Source organism: Pseudomonas sp. TYF_14 (assembly GCF_043105275.1).
Classification (GTDB): domain Bacteria; phylum Pseudomonadota; class Gammaproteobacteria; order Pseudomonadales; family Pseudomonadaceae; genus Aquipseudomonas; species Aquipseudomonas alloputida.
Genome location: NZ_JBICLK010000061.1, coordinates 178,190 through 193,210, shown reverse-complemented (window position 1 = coordinate 193,210; position 15,021 = coordinate 178,190). Strand labels below are relative to the sequence as shown.

Sequence of the window (15,021 nt, the reverse complement as noted above, 5' to 3'; positions counted from 1 at the left end):
TTGCGTGGAAAACAGCCTCTAGCGAACAGGGTCAATGGCAACCGTTTCCTGATATTCAGGCACGCACACTTGCCAGCCGAGTTCGAGGCTGATCCGCCGCCGCAAGGTGTCGGCAGCGTGTGGCTCGCCATGAATCACATAGGTCTGACGGGGTGGCCGGGTGAACCCGCGCAACCATTCCATGATTTCATCAGCATCGGCGTGCGCAGAAAGATTCTCCATCGCATGCACCTGTGCACGGATAGGCACATCCTCGCCGTGCAACCGCACACTGTGGGCGCCCGCGACGATATCGGCACCCCGCGTCCCCCCGGCTTGAAAGCCGGAGAACAGAATGCTGTTGCGCGGGTTTGGGGCCAGTGCCTTCAGGTGGTGAAGCACCCGTCCGCCGGTCGCCATGCCGCTGGCGGCGATGATCACTGCGGGCTCGCGCAGCTGGTCCAGGTGCCTGGACTCATCGACCGTCCGGACGATGTGCGTGCCTCTGCACATGGCGGCGCACTCGGCTGCGGTCAGCCGATGCTCACTGCGGTACTGCTGGTACAGGGCGGTGGCGTCGGTGGCCATCGGACTGTTCAGGTAGATCGGGATATCAGGGATCAGCCGGTCGCGCTTGAGCGTGTACAGGTAATACATGAGCAGTTGGGCGCGGCCAACGGCGAACGAGGGTACGAGGGTAATGCCATGACGCAGGAGCGTTTCGTTGATGACCTTGGCAAGGTACTGCTCGGTCGATTCGGCGGGATGCTGGCGATCGCCATAGGTAGATTCGATCAACAGCACGTCCGCCGTCCTGACCAGCTCAGGCGCACGCATGATCGGATCCTGAGGGCGGCCGAGGTCACCCGAAAACAGCACGGTCTGCCCTTCGGCGCTGATCTGGACCGTGGCCGCCCCCAGAATATGTCCGGCGGTACGCAACAGCAACTCCATGCCCTCGGCGATCATGGTCACCTGGTGTAACGCTACGGGCCGAAACAGTGCCAGGGCACGTTTGGCATCCTGCTCGGTATAGAGCGGTTGCGCCGGCGCATGCTTGGAGTAACCGTGGCGATTGGCATGTTCGGCCTGCTCTTCCTGCAGCCGCGCACTGTCGAGCAAGAGGATTTCCGCCAAGGCGCAAGTCGCCGGCGTGGCGTAGATCGGCCCGCGGTAGCCTTCCCGAACCAGCACAGGTAAATAACCACTGTGGTCAAGGTGGGCGTGGGTCAGCACCACCGCATCAAGCGCCCGCAACGCCGGGGGCAGCGGCTGCCAGTTGCGCAGGCGCAGTTGCTTGAAACCCTGGAAGAGCCCGCAGTCGACCAATACCCGCGTGCTGTCACGGGTCAACAGGAATTTGCTGCCGGTCACGGTGCCGGTGCCGCCAAGAAATGTCAGTTGCATGGCCAAGGCTCCCAACTTTCGGCTATTTGGGGATGAACGGCGAGCACGCTGCACGGTGGGCGGCTGACGATACGCTCGGTGGTGTCTCCCAATAGTTTGTCCAGGCCTTTGGGCTGCACCACGCCCATCACCACCGCGTCGATGTCCAGGGACGCGACCTGTTCCCGGATCACCTGTACCGGGCCTCCTTCCATGAAATGTCGGCGGTCCGGCGCGACGCCTTCGGCATCGGCCAGCGCTTCGAAAGGCTCCTGCAGTGCCTCGCGCATCTCGTCGATCCACGCCTGGGTGACATTCATGTCCGAGGCAAATACCCCTGCCAGGTTGTAGGCCGATAGCAGATGCAGGTGCGCGTCACACTGTAACGCCAGCGCCTGGCCAGCACGAATCAGTCCACGATTGAAGCACGCCTGGACGGCAGGGGTCTCGCTGAACGCAGTATCCACGGCGACCAGCACACGCCGCGGCAATGAAACGGCCGCCGCCGGCACGAAATGGCTGACGCCTTTGAAACCTCGCATCAGCGCACAATCCAGTGGGGTGCCGAACATGCGCACCAGGGCCGACGCAGCTTCGCTGTCCTTGATGACCATATCGGGCTGCAGTTCGCTGATGTAATCGATCGCCTGGCTGCGGATATCCTCCGCATTCAGGCTGTCGACCGTCAGCGTTGTACCGCTGCCGCGATGCCGCTCGACCAGTCCCGTCAACTGAGCGCGATAATGCTGGTACTGGCGCTTGATATCGGCCTCGTTCAGCCGCTCTTCGCGCAGAAGGTGCTCCTCGCTTGGCTCGAACAAGCCCAGCACATGCACGCTGGCGCCGCTGACTTGCGCCAAGGCAAGGGCTCGGCGCAAAGCGGCGGAATGCGGATCGACCTCGGTCAGCAGCACCAGCAATTGTCGATATTGCCCCATGGTGAACCTCCGCGCTTTCGTCAGTGGGTGTGATGCTGACGATATTCCGCGCGCAGGATCGCTGCTGCTTGATGCAGATCAGAAAACCGCTACCCAGCCTGAACTTGATGATTGTCAGAACCGAACCGGCCCGCCACGTTAAAACAGCTGCACCAGACACTGATCAGGCAACGGGAGGCGTCATGAACGGGCAGCAGACAGCACAGCCACAGACCTGCGAACACTGGGTCGAAAACCTAAAGGACGGTTCGGCGGTGCTGATCCGCCCACTGCGCGAGGAGGACCGCGAACGGGACAAGCGTTTTCTGAGCACAATCGCATATGAATCACGGCGCTTTCGCTTCATTGCCGGACTCAGCGGCGGCTTGCCTAGCTTGGACACGCAAGACATGCCCGTGGACTACCACCAACGCATGGCCTATGTCGCCTTGGTTCATGTAGACGGTCAATTGCAACAGATCGGCGTCAGCCGCTATGCGGGCATACCAGGCAGTCAACGTTGCGAATGTGCAGTGGCGGTCAGCGAAGACTGGCAGCGCAAGGGGTTGGGCAAGCGCCTGATGCAACACCTGATTGCAGCCGCACGACGCAATGGCTTTCAGTGCATGGTCTCCAGGGACCTGGCCAGCAACTACGCGATGCACCGGCTGGTCAAGGCACTGGGCTTCACCTCCCGCTACCCCGGCGGCGATGTGAGCGAGATTCTGCACGAACTTGACCTGCGGCCTTGAAAAGACAAGGCCCTTGCGGGCCTTGTGCTTCAGCCTTGGGAGCGCTCTGGAGAAATCACCAGCACACTGCTGGACAACCGATGCATAACGCGCTCGGCAGTACTGCCGATGAACCAGCCGATGCCACGGTGGTTATAACTGCCCATGACCAGTACGTCGATATCATTGTTATCCATGAACATCGCCAGGGCCTTTGCCGGGTCGCCTATGCGCATATGGCGGTGTTCGACGGCGATGCCGTTGCGTTCGGCAAGCTCCTGGAAGGCAGCGCTTTGAGCGTCATGCAAGGTCTGGGCATCGTTTGAATCGAACAGGAACGAATGTTCCCGGCTGCCGCCGGCGTCCAGGTACATGGAACCCAAATCGTAGGCGTACAGCAACTCGATCTGGGCATTGCACTGCAATGTCAGCTTCAGCGCTTCGCTGATGATCTGGTCGTTGAAGCCTTCAAACTGATCCTCCGGCCTGGACAGGTCCACCGCCGCCAGAACCCTGCGTGGCAACGCATGGCTGGCCTTGTGTACCAGGTGCAAGGGTATTCGCGTTTCGCGCAGCAACTGGATATCCAGCGAGGTGAACATTGCGCGCATCCACCAAGGCTCATGCTCGAGCTCTTTGATCAGCATGGCAAACGGTTGCTCACGCAAGTGTATCAGGATCTCATTCAAGGGCTGCTGCACCCACACCACCTCGGTTGTGACGGTGACACCATTGCGCCGCATCGGCAACGCCTGGGTTTCCAGCCATTCACGGTGCTGCTGCACGTAACCCTCGCGCATGACTGCCAGCGCCTGGTCATTCACCAGGCCCGCCGTGGCAAGCCCTTCCACGTAGTCGAAAGCGACGATGTGCAGCGCCATTCCCTTGGCCTTGGCCAGCGCAGCAGCCCGGTCATAGACCGGGGTTCGGCGCATCAGGGGGGAGGCGATCAGCAGCAGTCTTTGCGGAGTTTCCATGGCACACCTCTGAGGTTGCGATACGTAGGTAGAGCATCTGCCAGCTACACGTTGCGAACTTGATGTTTATCAACTCAAGGCACCTACCGACCAATGGCATTGCCCATGGCGCAAGAACTTGACGCCGATCAATGTCTCGACACTGCGCTGGCGCACCCTGTAGCCATATCAACATTCACCTCAGGCGCCGCAGGCGTGCCATGGCGTTAACGCCCTGAGCTTCACCTGCGCTGCCGGCAGGGACGCCTTCATTCTGCATTGTCTACCGATACATGCTTTGGAGGCCCTGATGAACGTTTACGTCGAGAAGAATACTGAGCAGGGACGCTGTTGGGTGCGCATGGATGACTGGCGGGTGGGTTTCAGTACGGCTGCCGAAGCCGAGCGGTTTGTCGAACGGCTTACAAGCCGCCTCAATGCCCCCCACTCGCGGGACATGCTTGCTGATTGGTCGCCCGTCGGGCTCGGTGCGCGTAATGGGGCGGGGGCCCAAAGCGGCCTCCAAAATGCGAAGGAGGCCTGAAAATGCCTGGCCAGCTGAAGGTCACCCTGCTCGACTCCCCCAACCCTTTGTCCAAGGCAAACCCTATTCACCTGAAACCGCTGGTGAACCACTGCATGGATTGCCGGGTAAGCGGCCTGTGCCTCCCCACTGGCCTGCCGGTTGACGAAAACAGCTGCCTGGGCGCGTTGATAGGCCCACGCATGCGCATTCGCAAGGGCGCCGCGCTGTTCAATGCCAACGATCCGCTGACCATGCTCTATGCCTTACGCTGCGGCAGTTTCAAGACCAGCCTGAACACCGCCGAGGGGCAAGGCGTGGTGATCAACTTCTGGATGCCGGGCGATGTAATCGGCCTCGATGCCATCGCCACAGAGCACCATGTCTGTGACGCCATTGCCCTGGAAGACAGCGAAGTCTGCCCTGTCCCCTATCGCCGCTTGCAAACCCTGGCGCGTGAGTTTCCGGACCTGCAGCAAAGCCTGAATCGCCTGATGAGCCGGGAGATCGTGCGTGAGCACGGGCGTGTGCTGATGCTGTGCAACCTGACTGCAGAACAGCGGCTGGCCAGCTTCCTGGTGGGGCTCTCCAGGCGCTTCGTCAGCCGCGGTTACTCTGCCCATGGCTTCATGTTGCGGATGTCTCGTGAAGACATGGCTTCGTACCTGGGTTTACGCCTGGAAACCGTGTGCCGATCCGTCGCCCGTCTGCGCGCGCTGGGTATCGTCGACCTGCATGGCAGGTTGGTAGAAATTCTTGATATGCCTGCACTCATGGCGCTCGAACAAGGTGGCGGTGAATGTGAGGCCAAGGGCCCCTGAAGGCACCCTGCTCGACGCCGTGAATGTTGGCCGCGGCGCTGTGAGGCGAGCACTCCCCTCAAGCCAACCCGCCAAAACGCTTGTAAAAACTCTCGCTCACGTCCGGCAATGGGCCATCTGCTGTTTCCAGCGCTGCATTCAACCATTCTTCGGCTTTGGCAAACACCAGTCGGTAGAGGTTACGGCACAACTGTCGCGCAGCCCTTCCCTCCCAGTCCCCTGGCAGCAGCTCATCGGGTAGTTGCGGGTCGCGCAGCAGCAGGCGGCGGTACTCGTGAATCAGCAGCGTGCGCGCCAGGAAGCAATCTTGGGCATCCAGCAACGGCTGCTCTTTCAAACCTTGCCACAGCGGCCTGAACAGCTGGATAAACTCGCTGTATTGCTGCCCCAGTTCGTCGATACGCCAGCTTTCCCGCACCTGGGCGCGCATCGCCTTGGACGCGAGTACCTCTTGGGTGTGGGTTTCGAAGACGATACTGTCGTCGCCCGCCTCAAGATCACGCAACGTGGCCACCAGGTCGGCACGGTCTGCCCGTGGGCAACCCAGCAGGTTCGGCGCCATGACACCAAACCCCTGCCACTCCAGCTCTTCACGCACGGCCTTGCGTTTACCCGCCTCGAGTTGCGACAGCAACACCAGTGTCCAGGCCCCGTCCCAGGCTGGCTGGCTCGGGCTATAGACGCGCTTGAAGGCTTTTTCGAAACGCCGACGGCCAGTGCCTGTCAGGCTGTAATAACTGCGTCGGCCCACCTTTTCTGCAGTGAGCCAACCTTCTTTGGTCAGGCGAAAGATCGACGTGCGTATCAGCCGTTCATTGATGCCGATCGGCTCCAGCAGGTTGATCAGGCTACCGAGCCAGACTGTACCGCCGTGCGGCTCGATGGCATCGCCGTACAACGTGATGATCAGGGAACTGGCGCGGATTGGCGTCTGCTCCTGAAAGCGGGTGATCAAGTGGTTCAGTGGTGCGAGATTGCTCATGGGCGAACTGTGCGCGGATAAAGCACCGACTATACCTGTGCGGCGGGCCGCCTGGCCATTGCGTGTCGCTGCCAGGCTCATGCGCTTGCCTGGCCCTTGGGCCTGACCCCGGTGTCTTCCATGCGCGGGCGCCCCGGCTCTGCCTCGGCCAGCGGTGGGCATTCGACCATGCTGTTCATGCAGCGCTGCGCCAGGTGCTGGTACTCCGCCGTCCCGCGCTGTTTCCAGGCCAGCTCCTGCTCGCTCAGTGGGCGTTTGACCTGGGCTGGCGACCCCATCACCAGGCTCTGCGCCGCACATTCGAAGCCAGCTTTGACGAAGGCGGTGGCCGCGACGATGCAGCGAGGTGCTACATGGGCGCCATCCATCACCACGGCGTTCATGCCGATCAATGAATCTTCGCCGACGCGACAGCCGTGCAGCACGGCGCCATGGCCGACATGCCCGTTACGTTCCACTACGGTGTCGCCCCCCGGGAAACCATGCATTACGCAGGTGTCCTGCACGTTGGCGCCCTCCTCCAGCACGATGCGGCCGAAATCGCCCCTGAGCGATGCCAGCGGGCCAATGTAGCAGCGGGGGCCGACGATGACGTCACCGATCAGGACTGCGCTGGGGTGCACGTAGGCTGTCGGGTGAACCACAGGCGTCAGGCCGTCCAGTCGATAGCAAGGCATGGCAACACTCTCGAAATGATTTGGAATGTCAGTCGATCTTGTATCAGATGCTGTTTGGTCGTCAATCGTGTATCACTTGTGTTGAATTAATGCTGCAAGGCAAAAACCCGCTGTAAGTACTAGAAAATGCAAAGGTTAAACGATTCTTCAGCAAGCATTGCACTGGAGCTGTGATCATAGAAAAGTAAAAAAGAGATACGCGAAAACATTTTGCGCCTTGCATTGTTGTATCGCATAGAGCATATACTGACCACACCTGGTCGTGATCCCGCATTACGTCCCTGCAAACAATTCCAAAAAATGCCGGCCAAGCGATGTGCCGTGCGTGCAGCCAGAGGAACCCGAGATGCCGCGATATATCGATGTGCAGGCGCCCGAACATGGCGTTCAGCTCATTACCCTGCAACGGCCCGAGGCCTTGAATGCCCTGTGCACCGAGCTACTGGCAGAACTGGCCGCTGCGCTGCAGGCTGCCGGGAACGACGAGCATGTCCGTGCCACAGTGATTACCGGCAGCGCCAAGGCATTCGCCGCAGGCGCCGACATCCGCGAGATGGCCGATCGCGACCTGGTCGGCATCCTCAATGACCCGCGCGTAGCGCATTGGCAAAGCATCGCCGCATTCGCCAAACCGCTGATTGCTGCAGTCAACGGCTATGCCCTGGGTGGCGGTTGCGAACTGGCAATGTGCGCCGACATCGTCATCGCCAGTACCGACGCCCGTTTCGGCCAGCCGGAAATCAACCTTGGCATCATCCCCGGTGCTGGCGGCACCCAGCGCCTGTTACGTGCCGTCGGTAAGCCGTTGGCCATGCAGATGGTGCTGACGGGGGAAGCCATCACTGCCCTCCGCGCCCAGCAGGCCGGCCTGGTCAGCGAAATCACCCAGCCCGAACTCACCGTAGAACGCGCCATGCAGGTTGCCCGCAGCATCGCCGCCAAAGCGCCGCTGGCTGTGCGCCTGGCCAAGGAGGCGTTACTGAAGGCCGGTGATACCGACCTGGCCAGCGGCCTGCGCTTCGAGCGCCATGCCTTCACCCTGCTGGCGGGCACCGCCGACCGCGATGAAGGCATCCGCGCCTTCCAGGAAAAGCGCCAGGCCCGCTTCCAAGGGCGCTGAACTTCATTCTCTCGACTGACGGAGCGAGTCTGTCATGACTTTCCAGCACATCCTGTTTTCCATCGAGGACGGCGTTGCCTTCCTTTCATTGAACCGCCCCGAGCAGCTGAACAGCTTCAATACGGCCATGCACCTGGAGGTGCGCGAAGCGCTCAGACAAGTGCGCCAGAGCAGTGTCGCGCGGGTGCTGCTGCTGACGGCTGAAGGCCGCGGCTTCTGCGCCGGCCAGGACCTGTCTGACCGCAACGTTGCCCCAGGCGCCGAGATGCCAGACCTGGGCCAGTCGATCGACAAGTTCTACAACCCGCTGGTGCGCACCCTGCGCGACCTGCCTTTGCCGGTGATCTGTGCGGTCAACGGCGTGGCGGCCGGTGCCGGTGCCAACATTCCCTTGGCCTGCGACCTGGTGCTGGCCGCCCGCTCGGCCAGTTTCATCCAGGCCTTCTGCAAGATCGGCCTGGTGCCGGACTCCGGCGGTACCTGGCTGCTGCCGCGCTTGGTCGGCATGGCCCGGGCCAAGGCGCTGGCCATGCTGGGCGAGCGCCTTGGCGCCGAACAGGCCGAGCAATGGGGGCTGATCTACCGCGTGGTGGATGATACCGCGCTGCGTGATGAAGCCCTCACCCTCGCCCGCCACCTCGCCGCCCAGCCCACCTACGGTCTGACACTGATCAAGCGCAGCCTCAATGCCAGTTTCGACAACGGTTTTGAGGCGCAGCTGGAGCTGGAGCGCGACCTGCAGCGCCTGGCAGGGCGCAGCGAGGACTACCGCGAAGGCGTGAACGCCTTCATGAACAAACGCACGCCAGCCTTCAAGGGGCGCTGAACATGGGCGCACTCGCAAGCAATGTGCAGGTGGCGGTGATCGGTGCCGGCGCCATGGGCGCCGGTATCGCCCAGGTCGCGGCCCAGGCCGGCCACTCCGTCAAGCTCTACGACAACCGCCCGGGTGCTGCCGCCCAGGCGGTGACGGGTATCGATCGCCAACTCGCCCGGCTGGTGGACAAAGGAAAGTTACTGGCCGCTGAACGCGAAACGATCAATGCCCGCCTGTGCCCGGTCGATACACTCGAAGCCTTGGCAGATGCCGGCCTGGTGATTGAAGCCATCGTCGAAAACCTGCAGGTGAAGCAGGCGCTGTTCAGTCAGCTCGAAACCCTGTGCGCGGCCGACTGTATCCTTGCCAGCAATACTTCGTCACTGTCCATCACCAGCCTCGCCGCTGGCCTTGAACGCCCGCAGCACGTGGTCGGTATGCACTTCTTCAACCCGGCACCGCTGATGGCGCTTGTCGAGGTGGTGTCGGGCCTGGCAACCGACCCTGCAGTCGCCGCATGCATCTACGCCACTGCCCAGGCCTGGGGCAAGCAGCCGGTCCATGCGCGCTCTACACCGGGCTTCATCGTCAACCGGGTAGCGCGGCCGTTCTATGCCGAAAGCCTGCGCCTGCTGCAGGAAGGTGCCGCCGATTGCGCCAGCCTGGATGCGCTGATGCGTGACTCGGGTGGCTTCCGCATGGGGGCGTTCGAGCTGACCGACCTGATTGGCCATGACGTCAATTACGCTGTCACCTGTTCCGTATTCGATGCTTTCTATGGCGATTTCCGCTTCCAGCCTTCGCTGGTGCAGAAGGAACTGGTAGACGCCGGTCACCTGGGGCGCAAGACCGGCCAAGGCTTCTATCGCTATGCCGAAGGCGTCGAGCGCCCGCAGCCGGCCGAACTGCACAGCTCCGCCTGCGCAGAGGCCTGCGTTGTCGAGGGCAACCTGGGGGTGATGCAGCCGCTGGTCGAGCGCCTTTGCCAAAGCGGCATTGCCGTGACCCAGCGCGCCGGTAGTGGCCTGATCCAGGTGGGCGACGCCACCCTGGCCCTGTCCGACGGCCGCCTGGCCAGCCAACGTGCCCGTGAGGACGGGCTGCGCAACCTGGTGCTGCTCGACCTTGCGCTGGACTACAGCAGCGCCACGCGCATTGCCATCAGCTGGTCAGCGGATACCAGCGACAGCGCCCGTGACCAGGCCGTAGCCCTGCTGCAGCGTGCCGGCCTGAAAGTGACCGGTGTCGCCGACCTGCCCGGCCTGGTGGTACTGCGCACCGTGGCAATGCTTGCCAACGAGGCCGCCGATGCGGTGCTTCAGGGCGTCGGCAGCGCCGCCGACATCGACCTGGCCATGCGCGCCGGCGTCAATTACCCCTGCGGCCCGCTGGCCTGGGCGGCGAACATCGGTATTGCCCATACCCTGCGCGTGCTCGACAACCTGCAGTGCAGCTATGGCGAGAGCCGCTACCGCCCTTCCCTGTTGTTACGCCGCTGTGAAGCCAAAGGAGGCACCCTACATGACTGAAGAGCAACTGGCACAAGCCTGTGCCGACGCCATGTACGCCCGCGACCCGGCCACCCAGGGCCTGGGTATCAGCCTGCTGGATGCCGGCCCGGGCCGGGCCAGCCTGCGCATGGCGGTACGTGCCGACATGATCCAGGGGCATGGCACCTGCCATGGCGGTTTCCTGTTCGCGTTGGCCGATTCGGCGTTCGCCTTCGCCTGCAATAGCTACGACCAGGCCACGGTGGCGCTGGGCTGCACCATCGACTACCTGGCCCCGGCGCTGCGCGATGACGTGCTCACCGCCCACGCCAGCGAAGTCAGCCGCAAAGGCCGCACCGGCCTGTACGACGTGCGCATCGACAACCAGCGCGGTGAGCTGGTGGCGATGTTCCATGGCAAATCCTACAAAGTGCGCGGCACCGTGCTGGCGCAGGAGACGCAAGATGAATGAACCGACCCACGCCGATGCCTTGATCATCGACGCCGTGCGCACCCCCATTGGCCGCTATGCCGGGGCCCTGAGCAGCGTGCGCGCCGACGACCTGGCGGCCATCCCGCTCAAAGCCTTGATCCAGCGTCACCCCGAACTGGACTGGAAAGCCATTGATGACGTTATCTTCGGCTGTGCCAACCAGGCCGGCGAAGACAACCGCAACGTGGCCCACATGGCGAGCCTGCTGGCCGGGCTGCCACTCGAAGTACCAGGGACCACGATCAACCGCCTGTGCGGTTCCGGCCTGGATGCCATCGGCAATGCGGCACGTGCCCTGCGCTGTGGTGAAGCGGGGCTCATGCTGGCCGGCGGTGTGGAATCCATGTCGCGTGCGCCGTTTGTGATGGGTAAGTCGGAGCAGGCATTCGGGCGTGCGGCCGAGCTGTTCGACACCACGATCGGCTGGCGTTTCGTCAACCCGCTGATGATGGCCGCCTACGGCATTGATTCGATGCCGGAAACGGCCGAAAACGTGGCTGAACAGTTCGGCATCTCGCGCGCCGATCAGGATGCCTTTGCCCTGCGCAGCCAGCACAAGGCTGCAGCCGCTCAGGCCCGCGGCCGCCTGGCGCGGGAAATCGTGCCGGTCGAAATCCCGCAGCGTAAAGGTCCGTCCAAAGTGGTCGAGCATGACGAGCACCCGCGCGGCGACACCACGCTGGAGCAGTTGGCTCGGCTCGGCACGCCGTTTCGTGAAGGCGGCAGCGTAACGGCCGGTAATGCCTCCGGCGTGAATGACGGCGCTTGCGCCCTGCTGCTGGCCAGCAGCGCCGCGGCCCGCCGCCACGGCCTGAAGGCGCGCGGGCGCATCGTCGGCATGGCTGTGGCCGGGGTTGAGCCCAGGCTGATGGGCATCGGACCGGTGCCTGCGACCCGTAAGGTGCTGGCGCTCACCGGCCTGGCACTGGCTGACATGGATGTCATCGAACTCAACGAGGCCTTTGCCGCCCAGGGGCTGGCCGTGTTGCGCGAGCTGGGCCTGGCCGACGACGACCCGCGAGTCAACCGCAACGGCGGCGCCATCGCCCTGGGCCATCCCCTGGGCATGAGCGGTGCCCGGTTGGTGACCACTGCCTTGCACGAGCTTGAAGAAACGGCCGGCCGCTACGCCCTGTGCACCATGTGCATCGGCGTAGGCCAAGGCATTGCCATGATCATCGAGCGCCTCTGAGCGGTTCAGACCCTGCGCTTGTTACCGAACTGAACGCAGCCGTATATGCTGCCTCCATGACACTCACCGCGTGGCCTGCAACCGCTGGCGCGCGGCGTACAAGAACAATTCGAGTGAAGCCATGAACATGTACCATGATGCCGATCGTGCCCTGCTGGACCCGATGGAAACCGCCAGCGTCGATGCCCTGCGCCAGCACCAGCTGGAGCGTCTGCGCTGGAGCCTGAAGCACGCCTACGACAATGTGCCATTGTACCGCCAGCGCTTTGCCGAGTACGGCATCCACCCTGATGACCTCAAGTGCCTGGAAGACCTGGCGAAGTTCCCCTTCACCGGCAAGAACGACCTGCGCGACAACTACCCCTACGGCATGTTTGCCGTGCCCCAGGAAGAAGTGGTGCGCCTGCATGCCTCCAGTGGCACCACCGGAAAGCCGACGGTGGTCGGCTACACCCAGAACGATATCGACACCTGGGCCAATGTGGTTGCCCGTTCGATTCGTGCGGCCGGCGGGCGCAAAGGTGACAAGGTGCATGTGTCCTACGGCTACGGGCTGTTCACCGGCGGGCTCGGCGCGCACTACGGTGCCGAACGCCTGGGCTGCACCGTGATCCCCATGTCCGGTGGCCAGACCGAAAAGCAGGTGCAGCTGATTCGCGACTTCCACCCCGACATCATCATGGTCACCCCATCCTACATGCTCAACCTGGCTGATGAAATCGAGCGCCAGGGCATCGACCCGCACGACCTCAAGCTGCGCCTGGGCATTTTTGGTGCCGAGCCGTGGACCGATGAGCTGCGCCGCTCGATTGAGCAGCGTATGGGCATCAATGCCCTCGATATCTACGGCCTTTCGGAAATCATGGGGCCCGGGGTGGCAATGGAGTGCATAGAGACCAAGGACGGCCCGACCATCTGGGAAGACCACTTCTATCCCGAAATCATCGACCCTGCCACCGGCGAAGTGCTGCCGGATGGCCAACTGGGCGAGCTGGTATTCACCTCGCTGAGCAAGGAGGCATTGCCGATGGTGCGCTACCGCACCCGCGACCTCACCCGGCTGCTGCCAGGCACCGCTCGGCCGATGCGGCGGATCGGCAAGATCACCGGCCGCAGTGACGACATGCTGATCATTCGCGGGGTCAATGTGTTCCCGACTCAGATCGAGGAACAGGTGCTAAAAATAAAACAGCTTTCTGAGCTTTATGAGATTCATCTGTATCGCAATGGAAATCTGGACAGTGTCCAGGTGCACGTGGAGCTGCGTGCAGAGTGCCAGCACCTTGACGAGGGCCAGCGCAAGCTGGTTGTCGGGGAGTTGAGCAAGCAGATCAAGACTTACATCGGTATCAGCACCCAGGTGCACCTGCAGCCCTGCGGCACGCTCAAGCGCTCCGAGGGCAAGGCGTGCCACGTGTTCGACAGACGGTTGGCCAGCTGACCCATTCGGCTGCCATTTCGGCCCCGGCATTGTCCGGGGCTTTTTTTTGCCTGCGTTCTGCCGGGCATACGCTGCAGCCCGACAGCCCTCTTGGCTGTAAACGTGATACACAAATCTTACTTGATACACATAAATGTGTTTGACGTTATGTTTTGTATCGCTTACAAATGACTCATGCCTTAGCAGGAGTCGCAGCACATGTACGCACAGCTAGTGGAAACCGGAGTCAAGCGCATCAAGTCGCTGGAAGAGATGTCCCCCGAGGAACGCAACTTCCAGGAAAAGATCGACGCCGAAATCAAGATCGAAGCCAAGAACTGGATGCCCGAGGCCTACCGCCAGACCCTCATCCGGCAGATCTCCCAGCACGCCCACTCTGAAATCGTCGGCATGCTGCCCGAAGGCAACTGGGTCACCCGTGCCCCCAGCCTCAAGCGCAAACTGCAGCTGATGGCCAAGATTCAGGACGAAGCCGGCCACGGCCTTTACCTGTACAGCGCCATGGAAACCCTGGGGGCTGACCGCGACGAAGAAATCGCCAAACTGCACAGCGGCAAGGCCAAGTACTCGAGCATCTTCAACTACCCCACCCTCAGCTGGGCCGACATGGGCGCTGTGGGCTGGCTGGTGGACGGCGCCGCCATCGTCAACCAGGTGGTACTGCAGCGCACCTCTTACGGCCCCTACTCCCGCGCGATGATCCGTATCTGCAAGGAAGAGAGCTTCCACCAGCGCCAGGGCTACGAAATGCTCCTGACCATGATGCGCCAGGGCACCCAAGCCCAGCGCGACATGGTTCAGGACGCCATCAACCGCCTGTGGTGGCCGGCGCTGATGATGTTCGGCCCGAGCGATGAACACTCGCCCAACAGCGCCCAGTCGATGGCCTGGAAGATCAAACGCCAGACCAACGACGAACTGCGCCAGCGCTTCATCGACCAGACCGTGCCGCAGCTGGAACTGCTTGGCTGCACTGCGCCTGACCCTGAGCTGAAGTGGAACGCCGAGCGCGGCCACTACGACTTTGGCGAAATCCAGTGGGACGAGTTCTACGAAGTGATCAAGGGCAATGGCCCATGCAACCTGGAGCGTGTCGCCACCCGGCGCAAGGCCATCGAGGACGGCGCCTGGGTACGCGAGGCCGCAGTGGCCTATGCGCGCAAGCAACAGAACAAGAACGCCGCCTGAGCGGCGATAGATGCGGAGATCGAAAATGTCTGTCTGGACCCTCTACGAAGTGTTCGTGCGCAGCAAGCACGGCCTTAACCACAAACATGTCGGCAGCGTGCACGCCGCCGATGCCGCCATGGCCATCGAGAACGCCCGCGAGCTCTACACCCGCCGTAGCGAAGGTGTGAGTCTGTGGGTGGTGCCTTCGGCGCTGATCACCGCCTCCTCTCCCGACGAGAAAGACCCGCTGTTCGCCCCCTCGGACGACAAGGTCTATCGCCATGCCAGCTTCTACGAGCTGCCCGACGAAGTCGGACACATGTGAG

The 15,021-nt window shown here is 62.4% G+C and carries 16 protein-coding genes; 11 read left to right on the top strand and 5 right to left on the bottom strand.

The genetic code is table 11. From position 1 onward, the window contains the following. Positions 1-18: 18 nt before the first annotated feature. Both ACF8O8_RS17110 and ACF8O8_RS17105 read right to left on the bottom strand, forming a co-directional pair. Entirely contained in the window at positions 19-1,386 is a 1,368-nt protein-coding gene (locus tag ACF8O8_RS17110; RefSeq protein WP_010954170.1) for an MBL fold metallo-hydrolase RNA specificity domain-containing protein, read from the bottom strand. Then, entirely contained in the window at positions 1,377-2,303 is a 927-nt protein-coding gene (locus tag ACF8O8_RS17105; RefSeq protein ID WP_392510040.1) for a universal stress protein, read from the bottom strand. Before ACF8O8_RS17105 ends, ACF8O8_RS17110 begins: the two co-directional genes overlap by 10 nt. 182 nt (positions 2,304-2,485) lie before the next feature. On the opposite strand from ACF8O8_RS17105, the gene ACF8O8_RS17100 reads away from it, so the two are divergent. After that, a complete protein-coding gene (locus tag ACF8O8_RS17100; protein WP_010954168.1) occupies positions 2,486-3,034 on the top strand; it encodes a GNAT family N-acetyltransferase in 549 nt (182 codons plus the stop codon). A 29-nt stretch (positions 3,035-3,063) separates the two neighbouring features. On the opposite strand, the gene ACF8O8_RS17095 is transcribed toward ACF8O8_RS17100, so the two are convergent. Further along, entirely contained in the window at positions 3,064-3,990 is a 927-nt protein-coding gene (locus ACF8O8_RS17095; RefSeq protein ID WP_350297891.1) for a universal stress protein, read from the bottom strand. Between the two features lie 289 nt (positions 3,991-4,279). Between ACF8O8_RS17095 and ACF8O8_RS17090 the strand changes: the two genes are divergently transcribed. Next, a complete protein-coding gene (locus ACF8O8_RS17090; RefSeq protein WP_266021695.1) occupies positions 4,280-4,513 on the top strand; it encodes a hypothetical protein in 234 nt (77 codons plus the stop codon). Positions 4,514-4,515: 2 nt separating this feature from the next. Further along, on the top strand, positions 4,516-5,313 hold the full coding sequence (fnrC, locus tag ACF8O8_RS17085; RefSeq protein ID WP_010954166.1) for a Crp/Fnr family transcriptional regulator FnrC: 798 nt from the start codon (positions 4,516-4,518) through the stop codon (positions 5,311-5,313). Positions 5,314-5,371: 58 nt separating this feature from the next. On the opposite strand, the gene paaX is transcribed toward fnrC, so the two are convergent. After that, entirely contained in the window at positions 5,372-6,295 is a 924-nt protein-coding gene (gene paaX / locus ACF8O8_RS17080; protein ID WP_177410047.1) for a phenylacetic acid degradation operon negative regulatory protein PaaX, read from the bottom strand. 77 nt (positions 6,296-6,372) lie between these two features. Beyond that, on the bottom strand, positions 6,373-6,972 hold the full coding sequence (gene paaY / locus ACF8O8_RS17075; RefSeq protein ID WP_274146211.1) for a phenylacetic acid degradation protein PaaY: 600 nt from the start codon (positions 6,970-6,972) through the stop codon (positions 6,373-6,375). A gap of 346 nt (positions 6,973-7,318) precedes the next feature. Here paaY and paaF point away from each other — a divergent pair, with 346 nt between their 5' ends. From paaF to paaB, 8 genes are all read left to right on the top strand, one after another. Continuing rightward, the gene (paaF, locus tag ACF8O8_RS17070; RefSeq protein ID WP_010954163.1) at positions 7,319-8,092 is read left to right on the top strand and encodes a 2,3-dehydroadipyl-CoA hydratase PaaF; all 774 of its coding nucleotides are present in this window, start codon (positions 7,319-7,321) and stop codon (positions 8,090-8,092) included. A gap of 34 nt (positions 8,093-8,126) precedes the next feature. Continuing rightward, positions 8,127-8,918 carry a 2-(1,2-epoxy-1,2-dihydrophenyl)acetyl-CoA isomerase PaaG gene (paaG, locus tag ACF8O8_RS17065; protein WP_392510039.1) on the top strand — a complete coding sequence of 264 codons (792 nt, stop codon included), beginning with the start codon at positions 8,127-8,129 and terminating at the stop codon, positions 8,916-8,918. Positions 8,919-8,920: 2 nt separating this feature from the next. After that, positions 8,921-10,438 carry a 3-hydroxyacyl-CoA dehydrogenase PaaH gene (gene paaH / locus ACF8O8_RS17060; RefSeq protein WP_392510038.1) on the top strand — a complete coding sequence of 506 codons (1,518 nt, stop codon included), beginning with the start codon at positions 8,921-8,923 and terminating at the stop codon, positions 10,436-10,438. Further along, positions 10,431-10,871, top strand: a complete 441-nt coding sequence (gene paaI / locus ACF8O8_RS17055; RefSeq protein ID WP_010954160.1) for a hydroxyphenylacetyl-CoA thioesterase PaaI — start codon at positions 10,431-10,433, stop codon at positions 10,869-10,871. The genes paaH and paaI overlap by 8 nt, the downstream gene beginning before the upstream one ends. Continuing rightward, positions 10,864-12,084, top strand: a complete 1,221-nt coding sequence (gene pcaF, locus ACF8O8_RS17050; protein ID WP_392510037.1) for a 3-oxoadipyl-CoA thiolase — start codon at positions 10,864-10,866, stop codon at positions 12,082-12,084. The genes paaI and pcaF overlap by 8 nt, the downstream gene beginning before the upstream one ends. A gap of 121 nt (positions 12,085-12,205) precedes the next feature. Next, positions 12,206-13,525 (top strand): phenylacetate--CoA ligase PaaK, encoded by a 1,320-nt coding sequence (paaK, locus tag ACF8O8_RS17045; protein ID WP_010954158.1) that lies wholly within the window; start codon positions 12,206-12,208, stop codon positions 13,523-13,525. Positions 13,526-13,723: 198 nt separating this feature from the next. Further along, positions 13,724-14,713, top strand: coding sequence for a 1,2-phenylacetyl-CoA epoxidase subunit PaaA (paaA, locus tag ACF8O8_RS17040; protein WP_010954157.1), 990 nt, complete (start codon positions 13,724-13,726; stop codon positions 14,711-14,713). Between the two features lie 25 nt (positions 14,714-14,738). Continuing rightward, the gene (gene paaB, locus ACF8O8_RS17035) at positions 14,739-15,020 is read left to right on the top strand and encodes a 1,2-phenylacetyl-CoA epoxidase subunit PaaB (RefSeq protein ID WP_004374528.1); all 282 of its coding nucleotides are present in this window, start codon (positions 14,739-14,741) and stop codon (positions 15,018-15,020) included. The last annotated feature ends 1 nt before the right edge of the window (position 15,021 follow it).